A 19,990-nucleotide genomic window follows, 5' to 3' on the forward strand; every position below is an offset into this window, starting at 1 on the left:
CCCTCACGGGCCCTTTTTTGTGCGCAGGGCTAGGGGGTGATTGCGTGTCACCAATTCGGTCAATCGCGCGTCGGCCACATGGGTGTAGATTTGCGTCGTGGAGATATCGGCATGCCCAAGCATGACTTGAACCGACCGCAGATCCGCGCCTCCCTCAACCAAATGGGTTGCAAAGGCATGACGCAGCACGTGTGGGCTCATTTTCTTAGGGTCTAAGCCGGCTTTGATCGCCAGTTCATCCAATAGGCGCGCAAATTCACGGCGTCCAAAATGGCCAGCCTTGCCCTTGGCTGGAAACAGGAACTTCTCCGCTTCTGCTCTTAAGCTGCCCTCGGGCAGGCTGTGGGCTCGCACGGCCAGCCAAGCATCCAAAGCGCGTCGGGCATGAGATCCTAAGGGGACAAGACGTTCCTTCCCGCCTTTGCCCTTGACGCGCATGGCTGCAATGTCTGGCTTCGGCACGGCGCGCATTGGCAGGCCCACCAATTCACTGACCCGTAAGCCACATCCGTAAACAAGCTCAATCAAGCAGCTTGCACGCACCGCTTTCCAGCCTTTCAATGTGGTTGCTGCGGCCAGTAGCGCATCAATATCGGCAATTTCAGCGGTCTTGGGCAGGCTTCGGCCCCGTTTTGGCCCATCCCATCGCCGTGTTGGGTCATCGGCGCGCCACCCTTCGTTGACGGCGAATTGAAAGAATTGTCGTAAAGCTGCGCGGCGTCGGGCGATGGTCGTGCTGCTAAGCCCGCGGACACTTAAGTCTTGGGCAAAGGCCTCAATATCTTCATGGGTGGCAGACAAGGCATCGATTTGCCGTTCAATCAGAAAGTCTGAGAAATCTGCCAAATCACGTCGATAGGCATCTAGCGTATTGCGGGCCGCTCCCCGCTCCACGCCAATCATCTCGAGAAATGCTTCGACCAGATTGTTCACTTCGGTGGGGTCCAACTGGGCTTTGGTGGCGCCTTGGTTTGGGCCTTGGGTGCCGCTGCCCCTTGGCGTGGTGCCGACCGCGGGGTCGCTTTTGTCGCGCTGGGTGCAGCCGTTGCTGCAGGTGATGCCGATCTTGGCGGGCTGGGGGGGTTGGTATTTGTCCGCAAGCCCGACGGGCGAGGTGGTGGCGCGGCACTGGGCTTGGCGGGCCCAGAGGAATTGGCAGGCGCCGTTGTCGGTGTAGGCCGAGCTGGAACAACCATGTCCAAGGCAAGCAAATAATCGCGCGCCAGTTCGACAGCTTGTGTCGACAGGCCAACTCGCCGCAACGCACGAATGGAGAGGGCTACTGTTTCAGCGTCCGCACTAGCTGGCTCTTGGCCTTGAAGTGCAAGGCCCACCAATAAAGCAACCTCCCCCTTTGAGCCACGTTCGGCCGCTAAAGTTAGGGCCGTACGCAACCCGGCTTGACCGCCTTTAACGTCGGGAAGCCCCGGCTGAACCAAGGCCGATAGGCCGCCCAGCGTGGGCATGCCGCTAGACCAGGCGATAAGTGCGTCTCGAATAGCTTGGCGTTGGCTGCCAGGATTGGTCGCCGCCTCGATATGGCGTTGCACCGGACGATCACCCGCAACTGGATCTAGCATCGCCAAGACAAGGCGCTGGCGCGGCGACAGGGGCGTGGGACTGCGAATTTCAATCGCTTTGGCTAGCCTTATGTCGCCCGCCCAAAGCGCGGCTTCAGCTAAAATGGGCATTGTCATCGGTGGAATCTGATCGGGCGAAGCGTCGAGGAGATTTTTCAGATCCGGCAGGAGAAGGCGCGCTTCTAAGGCCCGGCTTTGTGCCGTGTTGGCTTGGCTCAAGGCCCGAGCCCATGTCTCTGCGATAGGCGGTGGAGGGGGCGGCGGCGGTGGCGGTGGCGGCTGCGTTACGGGCTCGCCTTGCGCATCTTGCGTCTCGGTTGGTGGGGCCAGAGTAGGAACAATCGGGGGCGGCAATGGAATCCGCAAAAGCGCTTCTTGGGCAGGCGACGCGACCCCTGTTTGCGCCGCTCGCCGCAAGAAGGGTGTGACTTCCTCAACCGGTCCCCGCGCAATGTAATCAGGCCAATTGATCAGGGCAGACAAGGCGGCTGGGTCGCCGTTGTTGGCAAATGCCCGGGGTGGTTTCAACTGCGCCTTCATGCTCAAGGCCAAAGCACGGCCGCTATCCGCTCGAAATGCGGGTGGATTGGTCACGGGGCCTGAAACGGCCGCAACCGCCCGACCCAGCCATGTATCGGTTTGGCCCTTAGCGCGCGCGAGGTCGACAGACAGGTTCGCAGCGGGTGCCTCGCCATTCAGTGCATAACATGTGGCTCTCGTTTCAAACCAGTTCGGGCTAGAAAGATTGCTATTGGCTTCATCAAGGCCGGGGGTTGCAACCCAGGCACACGCCTCATCCGATTGACCGGCCCGAAACGCCGCATCAATCGCCAGCGTGACGAGGGCAGAATCGGTGCTCAATCTTGGAACGGTTTGAAACAGCCGCGTGACGGCCTCAGAGGGGCCCAAACGATTGGCTGCATGAAATCGGGCGCGAGCCAAGTCGAGGTCTCCTGCAGGGGCGGAGCCACCCGAAAACACAGCCTGGCGGACCAAGCGCTGGAGGCTTGGGAAGCGCAAATCGGGTGTGATGCGTTCAAAGGCCAGAGCCAATGTACCCGGATCTGCCCCCTGCCACAGATCGCTCTCCATGCGCTCCAGTCCAGAAGGCAGGGCCGCTGCGCCCCAAGGACCTACGTCTTGCAAGGGTGTGGATTCAATGGTGCTGATTGATTGGCTCAAAGCTGGCGAAGCGGCCATCGAACAAAACAAGGCACTGGTCAGGAGTAAGTTGCGTATCATCATTCCTGTCATAATCCATTTTGCGGCAAAACAGTGGCCTCTATGCTCACACAGACGCGATTGCGCGAACCACGCGACAAGCGCACATTTAATCCCTATGTTCGCTTATCGTTCTTATCTTTGCGAATCAACTTCATGTCCAGTGAACCGCTTTCTTCTCAACCGGCTTTGTCGATTTCCCAGCGTGCGATGGCGCGTGCGCCTGCAGCAGCAGAGGGCGCAGAACACCCTTGGATGATGGGCCTCAATGAGCAACAGCGCGAAGCTGTCGAAGCACTCGACGGCCCAGTTTTGGTTTTGTCCGGGGCGGGTACCGGCAAAACCAAAGTGTTGACTTCCCGTTTGGCGCAATTGCTGGTGACAGGGCGTGCAAAGCCGTGGGAGATTCTGTCTGTCACCTTCACCAATAAAGCCGCGCGTGAGATGCGTGACCGCACCCAGCTTCTGATTGGGCCGGCTGCGGAAGGCTTACGATGGCTGGGGACTTTCCATTCAACCAGCGCGATGATTTTGCGCCGCCATGCAGAGCTGGTCGGACTTAAACCGAGCTTCACGGTCCTTGATACGGATGATCAAATCCGCTTGCTGAAGCAGGTCATCGAGGCTGAAAACATTGACCAGAAACGCTGGACGCCACGTTTTCTCGCCAGCTTGATTGATGGCTGGAAGAACCGCGCATTGACGCCGGATAAGGTTCCAGCTGATGAGTCTTTCCTGTTCGCAAATGGCAAGGGTGCCAAGCTCTATTCCCTCTATCAATCGCGCCTTAAAGTTCTCAATTGCGTCGATTTCGGCGACCTTCTGCTGGAAACCATCAGCCTGTTTTTGAAAGAGCCTGACTTGCTGGCGGACTATCATGACCGCTTCAAATATATTCTGGTGGACGAGTATCAGGATACCAATGTCGCCCAATATCTCTGGCTTCGCCTCTTGGCGCGCAAGCGCAAGAATATCTGCGTTGTCGGCGATGATGATCAGTCGATTTATGGCTGGCGCGGGGCCGAGGTCGACAATATTTTGCGCTTTGAACATGATTTTCCGGGCGCAAAAATTGTTCGGCTAGAACGCAATTATCGCTCAACACCCCATATTTTGGCCGCTGCCAGCCATCTGATCTCCAGCAATAAGAACCGCCTCGGCAAAACCCTCTGGACCGATATTCCAGAAGGCGACCGCGTGCTGGTGCGGGGGATTTGGGATGGGGAAGCTGAAGCACGCCTGATCGCTGATGATATTGAACAGTGGCGGCGAACGGGGCGGCGCTATGACGAAAGCGCCGTCTTGGTGAGGGCTTCTTGGCAAATGCGCGCCTTTGAAGAGCGCTTCTTGATGCTGCAGATTCCCTACAAAGTCATTGGCGGGCCGCGCTTCTTTGAGCGGGCTGAAATTCGCGATGCGCATGCTTATTTGCGGCTCATCCGCTCCCTTGACGATGATTTGGCCTTTGAGCGGATCGTCAATGTTCCCAAGCGCGGCATTGGCGATACCAGTATTCAGCGGCTGGGCACGGCAGCGCGTTTGGCCGGCGTGCCCCTGTTCACCATGGCGAGCCAATTGCTGGGCAGCGATGAATTGAAGGGTCCAGCCCGCACGGGTCTAACGCGCTTCATCCATCAACTTGAACATTGGCGCAAAAAGGCGCTGGAATTGCCACATACCGAATTGGCCGAACTCATTCTCGATGAGAGCGGCTATACTGATATGTTGAAGGCCGACAAGAATCCACAATCGGTCTCCAAACTCGATAACTTGAAAGAATTGGTCCGATCCATGGGCCAATTCGATACGTTAGCGGCTTATCTAGAGCATATTGAATTGGTGATGGACTTAGATCGCACCGAGGAAGGTGATGCCGTCCAGATCCTGACGCTGCATGCAGCAAAAGGCCTTGAATGGCCCTTGGTCTTCCTGCCCGGGTGGGAGGAAGAGGTCTTTCCCTCACGGCGCGCACTGGATGAAAAGGGTGACAAAGCACTCGAGGAAGAGCGTCGGCTTGCTTATGTCGGCATTACGCGGGCGCGAGAGAGTGCGCGCATCAGCTTTGCGGCCAATCGGCAGATTTATGGGCGGTGGAATAGCGTTTTGCCGAGCCGCTTTGTCGATGAACTGCCCGATGGCCATGTCGATGCGGTTTCTGACACGGGTTATTTCAACCAAGGGACGGGTGGTGCAGCAGAGCGCTTTGCAGCCTATGGCCCGCTTTCGACCCAACCCGGCAATGGGTTTGGTACAGGCTATGAAAGCCCGGGTTGGAAACGCGCACAGGCAGCCGCCGCCTTGGGCAAATTGGCACCTGGACTAGCAAAGGGGTTTGGTGGGCCGATTATCGATGGCGAAGCCAAGCTTTTGGCGCGAACCGGGGCTAAGGATGCGACCTATGCCATCGGCCAGCGCATTTTCCATGATAAATTCGGCTATGGCGCCGTGCGCCATGTCGAGGGGTCAAAGCTGACCATTCAGTTTGAAAAATCTGGCGAGAAAAAAGTGCTTGATAGTTTTGTGCGCCCGGCTTGATCCGGGCTCACGTCAGCGGATTATTGGCGGAACAAGCTCAAGATGCTTTGTGGGGCTTGGTTTGCAATCGACAGGGCTTGGGTGCCCAATTGTTGCTTGACCTGAGCGGCTTGCAAGCGGGCTGATTCCACCGCAAGGTCGGCGTCAACCAAGTTCCCGATGCCGCCTTTGATGCTATCCTGTAGCTTGCCGACGAAGATTTCGTGATTCTCGATCCGCTTGGCGGAAGCCCCAAGGCGGGCCAATTCTGAGTTCACATATTCAAGGGAAGCGGCAATCCGATCGCGAACCGTCGCCGCATTGGCCGCGGTATCAAGAACGTCTGTTGTACCAAGATAAATGTCAGCGGCAGGCGAGGCGACAGTGGTGCCCGCGCCCGCTACGAGGCGGAGGTCGATAATCGGCAAAGTCACGGTGAGGCTGCCGGTGGAATTGGCGAGAAATGTAAAGCTCGCAGCCGCACCATCTAAGGCATTGCCACCATCAAATACTGCGTTGGCGATAACTGAAGCAACTTGGTCGCGTAACGCGATGAATTCGGCGTTATAGGCCGCCCGCGAAGTTGCACTTGCCGAAGCATCGGAAGCCGCCACGGCCTTTTCGCGCATTTGCGAGAAGATGTCAGAGATTTGCTCGCCCGCGGCCAGCGCCACGTCTGCGATCGATTTGGCGCGGTTCAAGCTGTTTCGAACCGCGTCATAGGCGGAAAGCTCGGACCGCTGCTGCTGGGCGATGTTGTAGATCGCGCCATTGTCCTTCGCGACGGCAACTTTCAAGCCGGTATTGATCCGGTTTTGGATGCTATCCATTTCGCGATTGGTCTTGTTCAGGTTCTGGAGAGCCGTCATGGCTCCCATATTTGTATGCACACTACCTGACATGGTTCGCTCTTTCTTTTTTAATCACCCGGTCAATCTCGGCAAACCTTGCAGTGAGATGACCCAAATTAATCTACAGAAGTTGTGACGAAAACATGGTGAATATTTCGTAAATCACCGTCTGGTCGAAGAAATTTTGACCTGATTTGTTTTCGCCTAAACCTTGTCCTTTTAGTTACGGAACAGCGACAGGATGGTCTGTGGCGCCTGGTTGGCGATCGAGAGTGCCTGGGTGCCCAATTGTTGTTTGACCTGCAGCGACTGCAGGCGCGCGCTTTCGCTGGCGAGGTCCGCGTCGACCAAATTGCCGATACCGCCGGTGATGGCATCTTGCAGTTTGGAGACAAAGATCGAATGGTTTTCAACGCGCTTGGCTGATGCGCCAAGGCGCGCCAATTCGGAGTTGATATAGTTGAGTGACGCAACGACCTGATCGCGCGAGGTCGCAGCCAGGGCGGCTGTGCTCAAGTCCGAAGTTACCCCTAAATAGACATCAGCTGCTGGGGAGGCAGGTGTACCGCCCGCGCCGGTTGCCAAGGAGAGATCGAGGGTTGGCAAGGTGATGGTTTGGCTGCCGGTGGTGTTTGCAAGGAAGGTTAGGTTTGCACCACCGCCCAGGATGTTAGCACCGTCGAACACCGCGTTTGCAATTACCGACGGCACTTGATCGCGCAGGGCGATAAATTCGGAGTTGTAGGCGGCTCTCGATGTTGCGCTGATTGAGGTATCAGACGCCGCAACTGCCTTTTCGCGCATCTGCGTGAAAATGTCGGAGAGGGCCTCGCCTGCAGCGAGTGCAACGTCGGCAATCGACTTCGCGCGATTCAAGCCGTCGGCAACTGCATTATAGGCAGAATTTTCAGAGCGCTGTTGTTGGGCGATATTGTAGATCGCGCCATTGTCTTGCGCTCTAGCAACTTTCAATCCGGTATTGATCCGGCTTTGGGTAACACTCAGTTCGCGCGAGGTCGCATTCAAATTCTGAAGCGCGACCATCGCTCCCATATTCGTGTGGACGCTATTTGCCATCTTCTAAAGTCCTTCCAGCCATTCAGGCGGAACCCTCGCTACTTTGAGGGTCAGTCCGCAAACTCTGGCTTGGGCTCCGCAAATGGCATGCCAAGGGCGTTAATCATATATTGAATTGAATTTTATGTATTTTTTTAAGCGACCGTCAAAGTCCTTGACCGCCAAACATGGTAAACACTGCCGGGTCATTAAGGTTAACAGGCAAAATTTGCCGCTCTAGCAGGCCAATCGCACAATTGCCCGCTCTCTTTCGTTGCAGTGCCTTCAAACGCGCGCTAGAGCGCCTATGACAAGCAAAGATCTAGTCCGAGGGGAAACAGATATGGCTCGTAAGAAGATTGCGCTCATCGGTGCAGGGATGATTGGGGGCACCTTGGCCCATATCGCTGCGCGCGAAGAGCTGGGCGACATTGTATTGTTCGACATCGCGGAAGGTGTGCCGCAGGGCAAGGCTCTTGATATTGATGAAGCCAGCCCCGTGTTTGGCTCGGACATCGATATCAAAGGTGCGAATGACTATGCCGCCATTGCTGGCGCAGACGTCTGCATTGTAACGGCGGGTGTGCCCCGCAAGCCCGGTATGAGCCGGGATGACTTGATCGGCATCAATCTTAAAGTGATGAAGGCCGTCGGCGAAGGCATCAAAACCTATGCCCCAAATGCCTTTGTCATCTGCATCACCAACCCGCTTGACGCCATGGTTTGGGCGCTGCGCGAATTCTCGGGCCTGCCACATAATATGGTTTGCGGGATGGCTGGCGTGCTTGATAGCGCGCGCTTCCGCTGGTTCTTGGCGGAACATTTCAAAGTGGCCGTCGAAGACATTCACGCATGGACCCTCGGCGGTCATGGCGATGATATGGTGCCAATGGTGCGCTACTCCACCGTGGGCGGCTTGCCGCTTCCGGTTTTGGTTGAGCAAGGCAAGATCAGCCAAGATGAACTCGACGCCATCGTAAAGCGCACCCGTGGTGGTGGCGGCGAAATCGTGGCTCTCTTGAAGACTGGTTCGGCCTATTATGCGCCCGCCGAAAGCGCCATTGCGATGGCGGCCTCTTACCTCAAAGACAAGAAGCGCGTTTTGGCCTGTGCCTGTCATCTGACGGGCCAATATGGGATCAATGACATGTATGTCGGCGTGCCTGCTGTGATTGGGGCAGGCGGGATTGAGAACATCATTGAGTTCCCAATGGATGCGGCTGAGAAAGAGATGTGGGCAAAGTCGGTAGCCGCCGTAAACGGCCTCTTGGCTGCCTGCAAAGAGATTGAGCCCTCGCTGGCTTAATCGTGGCACTTGGTCCAACGCTCACCACGGCGAGATTAGTCCTGCGTCCACCGACGCAGGACGATTTCCCCGCTTTTGCTGCCATGATGGCAAACGCCGATCATGTGAAATTCATCGGCGGCGCTTTGCCTGAAGCCATGGCTTGGCGGCAATTGGCGACCATTACGGGTGCGTGGTCGCTGCGCGGTTTTTCAATGTTTTCAGTCCTTGAGCGTGATACGGGCCAATGGGTTGGCCGGATCGGGCCTTGGATGCCGCATGGCTGGCCCGGCACTGAAGTCGGCTGGGGTTTGGCACCAGAGGCTATGGGAAAAGGCTATGGGGTTGAGGCTGCCACCGCCTGCATGGATTGGGTCGTCGATCACCTCGGCTGGACAGACATCATTCACATTATTGACCCAGCCAACAAGCCGTCGGAAGCTTTAGCTGCCCGCATCGGCTCAACCAATTTAGGTCCCACGAAGATGCCAGAACCGATGCATGAGCTTCAGGTTAATGCATGGGGCCAGAGCGCGCAGCAATGGCGTGCGCGGCGGGCTGGTTAGGCCTCGCCAGCCAGTAATTTCCCGATGATCGTATCCGCAACGAGACGGCCCTCAGCCGTGAGGCCGAGGTGAGTTGGGCTTTGCCACATCAGGCCTTGGCCGATCCGAGCTTGAATCTGATCCTCGGGGAGGGGCGCGCCGGGCGCGTCATTTAGGGCGACACCATCCAGCATGCGCAATCCCATGAGCCAGAACTCATCGCGAACGGCGTCGAGCGTTAGGCCGTCATCCTCTAAGATTCCATTGCCGTTTTGTGTAACGCTGTCACAATAGGCTTTCGGGCGGAGGTGGGCTTTGGTTGCCCGTCGCGCCCCACCCCAGCCCAACCGGCCATGCGCACCGGGGCCAACACCAATCCAATCCTGCGACGTCCAATAGAGCAGATTGTGCCGCGACCGATTGGCGCTTCCCTTGGCGTGATTGGAAACCTCATAGGCGTCAAAGCCTGCCCCCTCAAGAAGGGTCTGGGTCAGGGTGAAGAAGTCAGCTGCTTGATCATTATCAGGCAGGCAAAGCGTGCCGCGCGAGGCCGCTTTGGCAAAAGCTGTCCCCTCCTCAATCGTCAATTGATAGGGCGAGACATGGTCGGGTTGAAGCGTCAGCGCCAGCTCTAATTCCTGCTGCCACGTCTCTAAGGTTTGGCCCTGGCGGGTATGAATGAGGTCAATCGACAGGCGCGGGAAAATTGTTCGGGCTAGGCGCGCCGCGCTCAGCCCTTCTTGCGCACTGTGAAACCGCCCGAGCTGTTTAAGGCTTGCATCATCTAACGCCTGTAGGCCGAGCGATAGGCGCTCTACCCCGGCATTGCGAAAGTCTTGAAACCGGGCGGCTTCTGCGTCGGTGGGGTTGGCTTCCAAACTGATCTCGAAGCTGTCTTCAAAACCCCAGAGGCGATCTGCCTGTTCGATGATTCGGCGGACTTGGTCCGGGGCCATGAGGCTGGGTGTTCCGCCGCCAAAAAACAGGCTTGTCAGTTGGCGCTTACCTGTTTGGTCACGCCAATAAGTCATATCCGCTAGAATGGCCTCAAGCAGGGGCTCGGTATCTTGGCCGCGCGCCTTGTAAACGTTGAAATCACAATAGGGGCAGATGGCCGCGCAAAAGGGCCAATGCACATAAAGCCCCAGTTGACGCTGGCTCATGACAGCACGGCAGCAACAAATTTCGCAAATGCATCCGCACGATGGCTCATGGCGTGCTTAACCGCAGGATCCAGCTCGCCAAACGTTTCAGTGTGCCCTTTAGCCACGAAGATAGGATCATAACCAAAGCCGTTTGAACCTCGCGGGGTTGCAACGACTTCTCCTACAACTTCTCCCGCGAAGGCTTCCTCGCGCCCATCGGGATAAACCAGTGCCAGGGCGCATACGAAACGTGCCGAGCGGTCCGTCGCGCCTTTGGCTTGGAGTTGGCGCTCAATTTCCGCCATGGCCGCGTAGAAATCGCGATCCGGACCCGCCCAGCGCGCTGAATAAATGCCGGGCGCACGGTCAAGTGCCATGACCTCTAGCCCCGAATCATCTGCCAAAGCCGGCAGACCCGTTGCGAGGCACGATGCCCGAGCCTTTAAGAGCGCATTGCCAATAAAAGTAACCTCGGTCTCCTCTGGTTCAGGTACGCCGAGATCACCTGCACTAACGACCTCAATGCCAAACGGGGTAACGAGGGCAGCGATCTCCTTTAGTTTGCCCTTATTGTGGCTTGCGATCACAAGTTTTTCAAAAGGCTTACTGGTTTTTAACATGGCTTATCTTTCGCATCTCTTGTGGCTTTGTTAGACCTTCACCACAAAGCCTGACTACAGCTGAGCGGAAAAGCTCGGCACTCGTGATTCGACCAAGGCGACCCTCGCCCTTGAAGGAGCTCAGAATGATTTCGACCCGTGCCATCGTCCTTGCCCTTACGCTTTCTGTCTCGCCTATGGCGGTGGCGATTGCAACGGCCCAGACTGCCGCAACCACGCCTGCACCTGCTGCGGTGGAGACCCGAACTGTTGGGCAATTGGTGATGCAAAATGTGCCGGTCACGCCCGAAGCCGTTCGGGAACGCTTGATCCAATACACAAATACGCGCGCTGCCTCGTTTCAGGATTTTCTGCCCGATGGCGGCATTCTGATTTCCACGCGCTTTGGCGATGTGCCGCAAATCCATGAGGTCAAAATGCCGATGGGGGCACGCAGCCAATTGACCTATTATGCTGAACCCGTAGGGGGTGCGGCGGTCCGGCCAAATTCGGGTGGTAGCTTCGTTTTTGGCAAGGATAAGGGTGGGGATGAGTTCACCCAAGCCTATCTGTTTGACCGTGCCACAGGTCTTGCGAAAGCCTTTACCGAACCTGGCACCCAAAACGCGGGTATCCGCTTTACCAAGGATGGTAAGCTGGCAGCTTGGACAGTAACCCGAAATGGCACGGCCGTGCGCGATATTGTGATTGCTAATCCAGACCAACCTGAAAGCCGCCGCTTGGTCTATCGCGCAGAAGGCGGCTTTGGCATCGCTGACCTATCTGATGATGGCAAGACCATTCTTTTGGGGCAAGGAATCTCGGTCAATTACTCCAAGCGTTGGGTTTTGGATGTTGCGACTGGCACATTGACGCCCATCACGCCCGATCTGAAAGTCTCCTATGATGGCGGGACTTTCGCGGCAGACGGCAAGTCGATTTATATCCTGACGGACGAAGGCTCTGAGTTTTCCTATCTGGTTCAATTGGACTTGGCGACCGGTGCCCGGACCCGCGTGTCGCCTGCCATGAATTGGGATGTTGAAGGCTATGACCTTTCCCCAGATGGTAAAACCTTGGCCTTTACGGTCAATGAGAATGGTCTTTCGAAACTCTATCTGCAAAGCACAGCAAAGGGCGCGAAGGCGGAGTTGGTTGCTTTGCCAGTTGGCACCGTCGGTGGCGTCGATTGGGACCCCTCGTCCAAACGGCTTGGGATGACAATTTCCACCGCCAAAGCGCCGGGCGATGCTTATACGTATGATGTTGCGACCAAAAAGCTGACCCGTTGGACGATGAGCGAAATCGGGGGCTTAAATCCTGATAGTTTCGTCGAGCCAAGCTTCTTCAACTATCCAACCTTTGACAAGGTTGATGGTAAGCCGCGCACCATTCCAGCCTTTATCTACAAGCCAAAGAACGCGAGTGCGTCAAACCAAGCCCCGGTGATCATCAATATCCATGGCGGTCCAGAAGGCCAATCGCGTCCAGGCTTCTCCTCCACGGTGCAATATTGGGTGAATGAGCTTGGTGCGGCCGTGATTTTCCCGAACGTGCGTGGGTCAACCGGCTATGGCAAGACCTATGTCGATCTTGATAATGGCTTCAAGCGGGAAGATTCGGTCAAAGATATTGGTGCGCTTCTGGATTGGATTGCGACCCAACCAGATTTGAACCAGCGCAAAGTCGTGGTCTATGGTGGCTCCTATGGCGGCTATATGGTGCTTGCCAGCATGACCAATTTCAATGACCGTCTCGCCGGTGGCATCAATATTGTCGGCATCTCGCACTTCGCGACTTTCCTACAAAACACCAATGGCTATCGTCGTGACTTGCGCCGTGTCGAATATGGCGATGAGCGCGATCCAGCCATGCGTGCCTTCCATGAAAAGATCGCGCCTTTGAACAATGCGCATAAGATCACCAAGCCCCTCTTTGTGATCCAAGGCGCGAACGACCCACGCGTACCCATGTCCGAGGCCGATCAGATCGTCGCGAAGGTTCGCAATAATGGTGGCCAAGTCTGGTACATGGTTGCCAAGGATGAGGGCCATGGATTTGCCAAGAAGAGCAATCGTGACGCCCAACGCGAAGCTGAAACCCTGTTCTTCCAGCAGGTTTTTGGAGCAAAATAGCCCAGGTTAGGCTGTGCTGTTACGCAGTGAATACGCGTGACAGCACAGCTTGACTGTCTAGACCCCAAGCATTGGTAAGGCCTTGGGCAAAAAGGTGGCGGACGTCATTCGCCGGGACCAGATCACGATCCTCATAAAGCCGGTTCAAGCCGGGCCAATCACCCAGCATCTTGCCGCCCTTCACAGCACCGCCCAATAGGAAGGAAACCCCGCCAGTCCCATGATCTGTGCCGCCCGTGCCATTGACCCGCACGGTACGCCCGAATTCTGTGGCAATCACAACCGTCGTAGTCGCCCACACCGGGCCTAGACCCTCACGCAAGGCCTTAATGGCAGCATCTAGGGCCTCCAATCGATTGGCTAATTGGCCTTGGGCACCACCTTGGTTGGCATGGGTGTCCCAGCCTTCAAACGAGAGGACAGCACCCGCAGGTCCACCAGGGGCCGCTAGAATGCGGGCGGCAGCACTTGTCAAAGGCGCATAGGCCCCTTGGCGGCCACGGCCTTCGTTACCACCCATCATGGTGCCACCATCTGCAATGCGATCGGTCTCAATCGCCATGGCCAATGCGTTGGACAGCATGGCATCGCCTGCATAGAGGTCTGACAGGCGTGCCAACGTGTCCATATCGCTTTCTGGCGCCAAGGGCGGTGCCCAAGATGTGGCTTTAGCTGGACCGCGCAAGACCAAGGGAATGGTTCGGCCGATGGCAACCCCTTCCTGATGAGGCCCATTGGGCAGCATGGCCAAAGCGCGGTTCATCCAGCCAGAGCGCGCGCTGGTCATCTGTGTGGTTCCCGCTTCGAGCAAGTCTTGCGCGTCAAAGTGCGACCGCTCCCGGTACGGGCTGGCTGCTGCGTGCATGAAGGACATGTGGCCCTTTTGCCAAAGCCCGTGCATTTCCTTTAGGGCGGGGTGAAGACCAAAACCGTCCACCAATGGCAGGGTCCCATTTGGCCCACCCGGTCCGTCCAGAGCAATCGCGCCGCGAAAGCTCTGATAGTTTGGATCGCCATAGGGCACGACCGCCGTAAGGCCGTCCATCGCGCCCCGCAGGATGATGAAGACGAATTTGCCAGATGTTGTCGCGGCTTGAGCAAAGCTTGCCGTTCCACCCAACATGGCGAGAGATAGGCCTGAAAGGCCAGCGGTGAGGAGCGTGCGGCGGTTGGTCATCTGCGTTGAAACTCCGGGCTCATAAGGGCAAGCACAATGCCTTGACGGGCGGTTTGGGCGCGCGAGATAGCTGTTTTGGTTTTGTCTGTGAGGGCAGGGCCAAGGGCGGTTTCCGCAAAGGCCAAGGGCTGGAACGTCTCGCCAATCACATCGGCGGCAAGGTTTGCCCAATCAATCCGCTTAAGAATCGCGTCGGGCGCGGCCCACTCACTGGCGACATCTGGCCAGCCCTTTGGACTGGGTGCCCGCCACGGGGTTTGACCCAATTGCTCGAAGGTTGATCGCAGGGCCTGCGTCGACGTGGCGTTGGCACCGCTTGCCCGCATGGTTGAGAGCAAAAAGTCATTCGGGGTTTTGAATTTTTGGGCCTCTGGGGTCCAAGCTTCGGGACTTTGAACCAGCGTTTTGGCTAAAGCAGATAGATCACCGCGGCTCTGCAGGAAGGCGTTTTCAAGCCGTGTTACAAGGGCCGGGGGCGGGTCATCGGCCACAAAATGCTGGGCAAGTTTGAAGGCGATCCGCTTTGCCACCGATGGCTGGCGCGCCAAATGGGCCAGGATATCAAGCGCTTGCCGCTCTCCGGTGGCGGGGAAGTTTTTGCCAAGGATTGTGCGACTGCCCGGTTCGTGCAGCGCAGATACGAATATGGTGGTGCCCATCTCTGCGCCTTGCGCCAATCGACGCACGCGAGGCCCTGCAACCGTCCACCCTGTAAGGGCGCGGGCAAATTCGGTGACATCGGCTTGGGTATAGCCCCCATCGGCTCCCAACGTATGAAGCTCAAGGATTTCACGCGCCAGATTTTCATTCAAACCCGCGACCCGCCTGCGACCTTGTTGGTTTTGCGCAGCTTGCGAATTTGGACCAATCGACTGTGCCTGATCGAGATAAATGAGCATGCCGACATGGGTGTCAGCCTTCACAAGCAAGTCCTCGAACCGACCCCAGACATGTGGTCGAATGGCTTCGCGCTCAAAAGAGCCCGGAAAGGGCGTAGTCTGCAAATTGCGCGCGGCCATGGTGAAATGGTTTGACCAGAACTGGACCCAACGCTCAGCAAAGGGGGCTGGGGTTGTCACCGCATGCTGAATGCGGGCTTCAATTTCTGGACCTGTCGTTTTGCTGATGAGGTCAGCTAAGCGCACACGTTCGTCGACATTTGCGGCCGGATTGGGTGATTGAGCGTTGCGTTGTTGGGCCGCGCGCGCCTGCTGATAGCCTTGTAGGGCTTCAAAGGCTTGGGCGCTGGATAACAGACCGTTTGCCGGGAGGTTGGTGGATGCGGCGTTGCCAATTTGGCTCATAAGCCAAGCCTTTGGGTCGCGTGCAATCTGGGCAAGTTCGCCGGGCCTAGCCCCTAGTCCGAATCGATTGGCAGCAATGACAGCATTTAGGCTCATGATACTGGCGCCTCCTTAGTGGGTCTAACGCACTGCCATCTCCATTCCGTCGCGCGACCTACCAAAGGATCTAAGCTGGCCGTACGCGCTCCCCAAATAATGCTGAACCGACACGAACGTGCGTTGCACCCAATCTAATGGCGGTTTCAAAATCGCCGCTCATGCCCATTGAAAGGACCGACAAGCCATGGCGTTGGGCCAGCTTGGCTAGAAGGGCAAAATGCATCGCAGGCTCTTCATCCTCCGGTGGAATGCACATGAGCCCCTCGATCGACAAGTTATGTTCGGCGCATAGTGCCAACAAGGCTGGAAGGTCACGTGGCGCAACCCCAGCCTTTTGTTCCTCTTCACCGGTATTTACTTGGACCAAGAGCCTTGGAAGTTTGTGACCTGTCTGAGCCAGTTTCGCCAAGGTTTGAACCAACTTCGGACGATCCACCGTTTCGATGACATCGAACAAAGCGATGGCGTCTTCGGCCTTATTGCTTTGAAGTGGGCCAATCAAATGTAGGGTAAGGTCCGGGTGGGCTTTGCGGCGATCTGCCCATCGGCCTTGGGCTTCTTGCACGCGGTTTTCGCCAAAGACGCGGAGGCCAGCGGCCAAAGCAGCTTCGATTCGGTCTTCAGGTTGAACTTTTGACACCGCGACCAAGGTGACGCTGTCGTTCGGCCTTTGGCTTGCTTGCGCGGCCTGCTTGATCCGGCCCGTGATTTCGGCGATGCGTTGGTTTATGTCCATGCCAAGGCTTCTAGCCGCCCTGCGCTCATTCCGAAAGCCCGTGACGTCAGGCTATCCGCGTCTTATTGTGCTTACAGACGCCGCGCGGGGTTATGACCTGGCACGTCAGGCTGCGGCTTGTCCGCCAGAGTCGATTCTCATCGAGCGGACCTATGGCAAAAAGCCAACAGCGCTTAGGGGCCCTCGTGGTCGAGGGCCGATCCGGTTAGCAACCGTTCCTCCGCGTGTGGCCCGGCAGACTCAGCTGGATGGGATTCATTGGCCAGAAAGGCGTCTAAGGCTGCGCCATCGTAGTAAGACCTCTGACCTGATCGAGACCGCATCAGCCCATCGGGGCCTGAGCATCGCAAAAGCACGGCAGCTGGGCATCAAAGCGATTCTGGTTTCGGTGGCTTTTCCGAGCCAAAGCCCAAGCGCGAATGGCCCGGGCGCAGGTCGACCTAAAGGCGCGATTCGCTTAGCCTTGCTTCAACGTGCGTTCCCATCCTGCGATTTGTATGCACTTGGCGGAATTCAGGCCAAGACGGTGCGCTTGCTTGCACGCAGCAACCTTTATGGTGTGGCCCTGATTAGTGGATTGTGAGGCTAACGAAGGCTGTTGGCTCCCGAAGCAGCCAAACTAAAGCTTAGAATTTGAAAGCTGATTCGACTTTGACGCCGGGCTCACGACGCTGAGAGCGTTCGCGGTTCTGAGAAACACCGAGTTGCTCGTTCGGCACAACAACTTCGCCACCGACGCGGAATTTTGGCGATACCTGATAAAAGGCACCTGCCAATGTACGGCCCGAATTTTGGCCATTACGCGGGGTTAGGGCAGTTGGTGGGTCTTGCTGAACGCCAAAGGTCATCCCCCAACGGCTGCGCGGATCAACCTTTACAGCAGCCTTAAGCTCACCCCGAGGAACCCAAGCGTTTGCCCCATCGCGCACTTCAGAGCCAAACGTGAATCGCTCATACCAAGGCGCTTGTGCTGTTTGAGCTGTCGACGTTGTTGGATTTACAGTCTTTTGGTCACGCGCAAGGGCTTGACCACCACTCATCACCATGAGTGTTGCCAAACTTGCTGCCATGATCAAACGGCTACCAAACACGCCAAACTTCCCTTTCAGACCATCTAGTGAACGAAGATGACTGCTATTCTTTACTATTTCCTTGCGTGGTTAAGAGCAATCCTAAATTGTTGTGAACTTCTGCATTCAAGTGAATTTGCTGCCCATCGCGTCAATATAGTGATGAATCTGCAACGCGTAGGCCAGACGCTGACGCCCCGCGGGCAGTGTTGCTGGCATTGGATCGCACCTTTGACTCTAGCGCAAGAACAGCTTCATGCTATAGACCCATGGCTTTCCGTCCGGGGCGGGCGGGGGAGCTAGTCTGGAGCATGCCAATGCGCGTCGTCGCGCCTACACTCATCGTCGCACTCATGGTCGCAACCGGTTTGGGTGGCTGCGCCACCCGCGCAAAGACGACTTCGACCGATCAAGCTGCTGCTGCCGCTGCTGCACCGCAGGCAAAGAAGGCACGGACAGGCCTGTTCTCAGGCCGCTCTGCTAAGGGCACTGGCGAAGCCGGTATCGGTGTGAATGCTTTCTTGTGGCGGGCAACGCTTGATACCTTGAACTTTATGCCACTTCTGGACTCAGATCCATTTGGCGGCACCTATGTCACGGACTGGCATTCGGTTGCCGAAAAGCCAGATGAGCGCTTCAAGGTGCAAGTCTATATTCTCGACACGCGCTTGCGCGCCGATGGCCTGTCGGTCCAAGTTTTCCGTCAAGCAAAAGACGTAACCGGGTCGTGGGTAGATGCCACGGTCGACCCCGATACGGCTATTCAGATTGAAAACGCGATTCTGACCCGAGCACGTCAGTTGCGCATCTCTCAACTCGAAACGCGCTAATAGAATTTAGCCAGCGCGCCTGTGAGATTTGTCAGCCTGGCCCTGCGTCGGGACTGGCGTAACTGCCTGTGTCTGCTTGGCAGCGCGCCTGCTTTTAGGGCAAAGACATACTGGGTATTTGGCTGTTCGGTGCTGGACCGTTCACCCATTGGATTTGGTCTAAGGCAATAAGGGTCTTTTATGGCTGCACGTTACAATCATCGCGAAACCGAACCGCGCCAACGCGCGCGCTGGGACGCTGCCAAATTGTTCGAGGCTGGCCCACCCGATCCCTCGCGTGCCAAGTGCTACGTGTTGGAAATGTTCCCTTATCCATCGGGCCGCATTCATATTGGTCACGTCCGCAACTATGCCATGGGTGACGTGATCGCGCGGCGGCGTCGCGCGGCAGGTGATCAAGTTCTCCATCCTATGGGGTGGGACGCTTTCGGTCTGCCCGCCGAAAATGCTGCGCGCGAACGGGGCGCACATCCTGGAACGTGGACGCGCCAGAATATCGACGCCATGCGTGCCCAATTGCAACAATTGGGTTTTGCGATCGACTGGTCGCGTGAATTCGCCACCTGCGAACCATCCTATTACCGCCATCAGCAGAAAATGTTCTTGGACTTTCTCGAAGCGGGCCTTGTGTATCGCAAGAAGAGCAAGGTGAACTGGGACCCCGTTGAGAATACGGTTCTGGCCAATGAACAGGTCGTCGATGGTCGCGGCTGGCGTTCTGGAGCCTTGGTTGAGCAACGCTATTTGGAACAATGGATGTTCCAGATCACGCGCTATGGCGAGGAATTAATCGCCGCGTTGGAAGAATTGACTGGCTGGCCTGAAAAAGTGCGCATCATGCAGCACAATTGGATTGGCAGATCCGAGGGCTTGCGCTTTCGGTTCCAGTTTGACTCCACAACGCCATCGCCGATCGGTGGGGAGTTGGAAGTTTACACAACCCGACCCGACACGCTCTTCGGGGCTTCATTTGCAGGCATTTCGGTGGACCATCCAATTGCTTTAGCTTTGGCCGAAGCCAACCCAGCACTCGCGGAATTTTGCGAGTCCTGTCGGCGTGCGGGTACCTCGGAAGAGGCCATTGAGACCCAAGAAAAGCGTGGGTTTGATACCGGCCTGCGCGTTGTTCACCCATTTGACGCAAGCCAAACCTTGCCCGTTTGGATCGCGAACTTCGTGCTGATGGATTATGGCACCGGGGCCATCTTTGCGTGCCCCGCACATGACCAGCGCGATTATGAGTTTGCAACAAAATATAATCTGCCGATCAAGCCAGTGATCCTGCCCGAAGGCGCGGATCCTCGCGCGGTGACATTGGAAAATGGACCCTATCTGGGCCAGGGCAACGTGTTCAACTCTGACTTCTTGGACGGGATGACAAGCGAGGACGCTAAGTCTGCCGCCATGGATCGGATGGAGGCTTTGGGGGCAGGACAGCGCACGGTGAACTTCCGCCTGCGGGATTGGGGCGTGTCGCGCCAGCGCTATTGGGGCTGCCCGATCCCGATCATCCACTGTAAGACCTGCGGTCCAGTCGGTGTGCCGGAAGACCAATTGCCCGTGACTTTGCCCGAGGATGTGACCTTCGACAAACCGGGCAATCCTTTGGACCATCATCCAAGCTGGAAGCACGTCGACTGCCCAAAATGTGGGGCGCCAGCGCTGCGTGAGACCGATACGCTCGATACCTTCGTCGATTCATCCTGGTATTGGGCGCGTTTTTGTGGCCAGCCAGAAGATCGGCCAACCGACTTAGCGGCTGTCTCTCATTGGTTGCCGGTTGACCACTATATTGGCGGGGTTGAGCACGCAGTCTTGCACTTGCTCTATTCGCGCTTTTTTG

The 19,990-nt window shown here is 56.8% G+C and carries 17 protein-coding genes; 7 read left to right on the forward strand and 10 right to left on the reverse strand.

Going from position 1 to position 19,990, the window contains the following annotated elements:
* Positions 1 to 3: 3 nt before the first annotated feature.
* Together IOB61_RS03820 and IOB61_RS03825 are read right to left on the reverse strand one after the other, a co-directional pair.
* Positions 4 to 948 (reverse strand): site-specific tyrosine recombinase XerD, encoded by a 945-nt coding sequence (locus IOB61_RS03820; protein WP_290812416.1) that lies wholly within the window; start codon positions 946 to 948, stop codon positions 4 to 6.
* On the reverse strand, positions 930 to 2,825 hold the full coding sequence (locus IOB61_RS03825; protein WP_290812418.1) for a hypothetical protein: 1,896 nt from the start codon (positions 2,823 to 2,825) through the stop codon (positions 930 to 932). Before IOB61_RS03825 ends, IOB61_RS03820 begins: the two co-directional genes overlap by 19 nt.
* Positions 2,826 to 2,957: 132 nt before the next feature.
* Here IOB61_RS03825 and IOB61_RS03830 point away from each other — a divergent pair, with 132 nt between their 5' ends.
* The gene (locus tag IOB61_RS03830; RefSeq protein ID WP_290812420.1) at positions 2,958 to 5,336 is read left to right on the forward strand and encodes an ATP-dependent helicase; all 2,379 of its coding nucleotides are present in this window, start codon (positions 2,958 to 2,960) and stop codon (positions 5,334 to 5,336) included.
* Positions 5,337 to 5,356: 20 nt separating this feature from the next.
* Here IOB61_RS03830 and IOB61_RS03835 read toward each other — a convergent pair whose 3' ends face one another.
* The gene (locus IOB61_RS03835; RefSeq protein WP_290812422.1) at positions 5,357 to 6,217 is read right to left on the reverse strand and encodes a flagellin; all 861 of its coding nucleotides are present in this window, start codon (positions 6,215 to 6,217) and stop codon (positions 5,357 to 5,359) included.
* A 168-nt stretch (positions 6,218 to 6,385) separates the two neighbouring features.
* The gene (locus IOB61_RS03840; protein WP_290812425.1) at positions 6,386 to 7,243 is read right to left on the reverse strand and encodes a flagellin; all 858 of its coding nucleotides are present in this window, start codon (positions 7,241 to 7,243) and stop codon (positions 6,386 to 6,388) included.
* A gap of 322 nt (positions 7,244 to 7,565) precedes the next feature.
* Between IOB61_RS03840 and mdh the strand changes: the two genes are divergently transcribed.
* Together mdh and IOB61_RS03850 are read left to right on the forward strand one after the other, a co-directional pair.
* Positions 7,566 to 8,528, forward strand: coding sequence for a malate dehydrogenase (mdh, locus tag IOB61_RS03845; RefSeq protein ID WP_290812428.1), 963 nt, complete (start codon positions 7,566 to 7,568; stop codon positions 8,526 to 8,528).
* 2 nt (positions 8,529 to 8,530) lie between these two features.
* Entirely contained in the window at positions 8,531 to 9,073 is a 543-nt protein-coding gene (locus IOB61_RS03850) for a GNAT family N-acetyltransferase (protein ID WP_367272800.1), read from the forward strand.
* On the opposite strand, the gene hemW is transcribed toward IOB61_RS03850, so the two are convergent.
* Complete coding sequence (gene hemW, locus IOB61_RS03855) at positions 9,070 to 10,215, reverse strand: radical SAM family heme chaperone HemW (protein ID WP_290812431.1); 1,146 nt, start codon at positions 10,213 to 10,215, stop codon at positions 9,070 to 9,072. The genes IOB61_RS03850 and hemW overlap by 4 nt on opposite strands.
* Positions 10,212 to 10,817: an RdgB/HAM1 family non-canonical purine NTP pyrophosphatase gene (gene rdgB, locus IOB61_RS03860; protein WP_290812434.1), complete on the reverse strand. Its 606-nt coding sequence runs from the start codon at positions 10,815 to 10,817 to the stop codon at positions 10,212 to 10,214. Before rdgB ends, hemW begins: the two co-directional genes overlap by 4 nt.
* 125 nt (positions 10,818 to 10,942) lie before the next feature.
* Here rdgB and IOB61_RS03865 point away from each other — a divergent pair, with 125 nt between their 5' ends.
* On the forward strand, positions 10,943 to 12,931 hold the full coding sequence (locus IOB61_RS03865; RefSeq protein WP_232780943.1) for an alpha/beta fold hydrolase: 1,989 nt from the start codon (positions 10,943 to 10,945) through the stop codon (positions 12,929 to 12,931).
* Between the two features lie 19 nt (positions 12,932 to 12,950).
* Here the strand turns inward: IOB61_RS03865 and IOB61_RS03870 are convergent, their stop codons facing one another.
* The 3 genes from IOB61_RS03870 to IOB61_RS03880 form a co-directional block, all read right to left on the reverse strand.
* A complete protein-coding gene (locus tag IOB61_RS03870; RefSeq protein WP_290812439.1) occupies positions 12,951 to 14,108 on the reverse strand; it encodes a DUF1501 domain-containing protein in 1,158 nt (385 codons plus the stop codon).
* Positions 14,105 to 15,508 carry a DUF1800 domain-containing protein gene (locus IOB61_RS03875; RefSeq protein ID WP_290812442.1) on the reverse strand — a complete coding sequence of 468 codons (1,404 nt, stop codon included), beginning with the start codon at positions 15,506 to 15,508 and terminating at the stop codon, positions 14,105 to 14,107. The genes IOB61_RS03870 and IOB61_RS03875 overlap by 4 nt, the downstream gene beginning before the upstream one ends.
* Positions 15,509 to 15,578: 70 nt before the next feature.
* Positions 15,579 to 16,247, reverse strand: a complete 669-nt coding sequence (locus IOB61_RS03880; protein ID WP_290812445.1) for a YggS family pyridoxal phosphate-dependent enzyme — start codon at positions 16,245 to 16,247, stop codon at positions 15,579 to 15,581.
* On the opposite strand from IOB61_RS03880, the gene IOB61_RS16790 reads away from it, so the two are divergent.
* Entirely contained in the window at positions 16,246 to 16,830 is a 585-nt protein-coding gene (locus IOB61_RS16790; protein WP_367272801.1) for a thiamine phosphate synthase, read from the forward strand. The two genes, IOB61_RS03880 and IOB61_RS16790, sit on opposite strands and share 2 nt — an antisense overlap.
* Positions 16,831 to 16,873: 43 nt before the next feature.
* Here IOB61_RS16790 and IOB61_RS03885 read toward each other — a convergent pair whose 3' ends face one another.
* Positions 16,874 to 17,338 (reverse strand): NtrZ family periplasmic regulatory protein, encoded by a 465-nt coding sequence (locus IOB61_RS03885; RefSeq protein WP_290812448.1) that lies wholly within the window; start codon positions 17,336 to 17,338, stop codon positions 16,874 to 16,876.
* Positions 17,339 to 17,634: 296 nt separating this feature from the next.
* On the opposite strand from IOB61_RS03885, the gene IOB61_RS03890 reads away from it, so the two are divergent.
* Together IOB61_RS03890 and leuS are read left to right on the forward strand one after the other, a co-directional pair.
* Positions 17,635 to 18,147 carry a DUF3576 domain-containing protein gene (locus IOB61_RS03890; protein WP_290812451.1) on the forward strand — a complete coding sequence of 171 codons (513 nt, stop codon included), beginning with the start codon at positions 17,635 to 17,637 and terminating at the stop codon, positions 18,145 to 18,147.
* A gap of 180 nt (positions 18,148 to 18,327) precedes the next feature.
* Positions 18,328 to 19,990, forward strand: a 1,663-nt coding sequence (leuS, locus tag IOB61_RS03895) for a leucine--tRNA ligase (protein ID WP_290812454.1), incomplete at its 3' end; no start/stop codon positions are given.

The organism is Aquidulcibacter sp., from assembly GCF_020253525.1.
Lineage (GTDB): Bacteria > Pseudomonadota > Alphaproteobacteria > Caulobacterales > Aquidulcibacteraceae > Aquidulcibacter.

What these genes read in the sequence shown, in the direction of transcription:
- IOB61_RS03830 (WP_290812420.1), top strand. Translation starts at nt 2,958, where the DNA reads ATGTCCAGTGAACCGCTTTCTTCTCAACCGGCTTTGTCGATTTCCCAG.
- IOB61_RS03835 (WP_290812422.1), bottom strand. Translation starts at nt 6,217, where the DNA reads ATGTCAGGTAGTGTGCATACAAATATGGGAGCCATGACGGCTCTCCAG.
- IOB61_RS16790 (WP_367272801.1), top strand. Translation starts at nt 16,246, where the DNA reads ATGCCAAGGCTTCTAGCCGCCCTGCGCTCATTCCGAAAGCCCGTGACG.
- IOB61_RS03890 (WP_290812451.1), top strand. Translation starts at nt 17,635, where the DNA reads ATGCGCGTCGTCGCGCCTACACTCATCGTCGCACTCATGGTCGCAACC.
- IOB61_RS03865 (WP_232780943.1), top strand. Translation starts at nt 10,943, where the DNA reads ATGATTTCGACCCGTGCCATCGTCCTTGCCCTTACGCTTTCTGTCTCG.
- IOB61_RS03825 (WP_290812418.1), bottom strand. Translation starts at nt 2,825, where the DNA reads ATGATGATACGCAACTTACTCCTGACCAGTGCCTTGTTTTGTTCGATG.
- rdgB (WP_290812434.1), bottom strand. Translation starts at nt 10,817, where the DNA reads ATGTTAAAAACCAGTAAGCCTTTTGAAAAACTTGTGATCGCAAGCCAC.
- IOB61_RS03880 (WP_290812445.1), bottom strand. Translation starts at nt 16,247, where the DNA reads ATGGACATAAACCAACGCATCGCCGAAATCACGGGCCGGATCAAGCAG.
- IOB61_RS03870 (WP_290812439.1), bottom strand. Translation starts at nt 14,108, where the DNA reads ATGACCAACCGCCGCACGCTCCTCACCGCTGGCCTTTCAGGCCTATCT.
- IOB61_RS03840 (WP_290812425.1), bottom strand. Translation starts at nt 7,243, where the DNA reads ATGGCAAATAGCGTCCACACGAATATGGGAGCGATGGTCGCGCTTCAG.
- IOB61_RS03875 (WP_290812442.1), bottom strand. Translation starts at nt 15,508, where the DNA reads ATGAGCCTAAATGCTGTCATTGCTGCCAATCGATTCGGACTAGGGGCT.
- mdh (WP_290812428.1), top strand. Translation starts at nt 7,566, where the DNA reads ATGGCTCGTAAGAAGATTGCGCTCATCGGTGCAGGGATGATTGGGGGC.
- hemW (WP_290812431.1), bottom strand. Translation starts at nt 10,215, where the DNA reads ATGAGCCAGCGTCAACTGGGGCTTTATGTGCATTGGCCCTTTTGCGCG.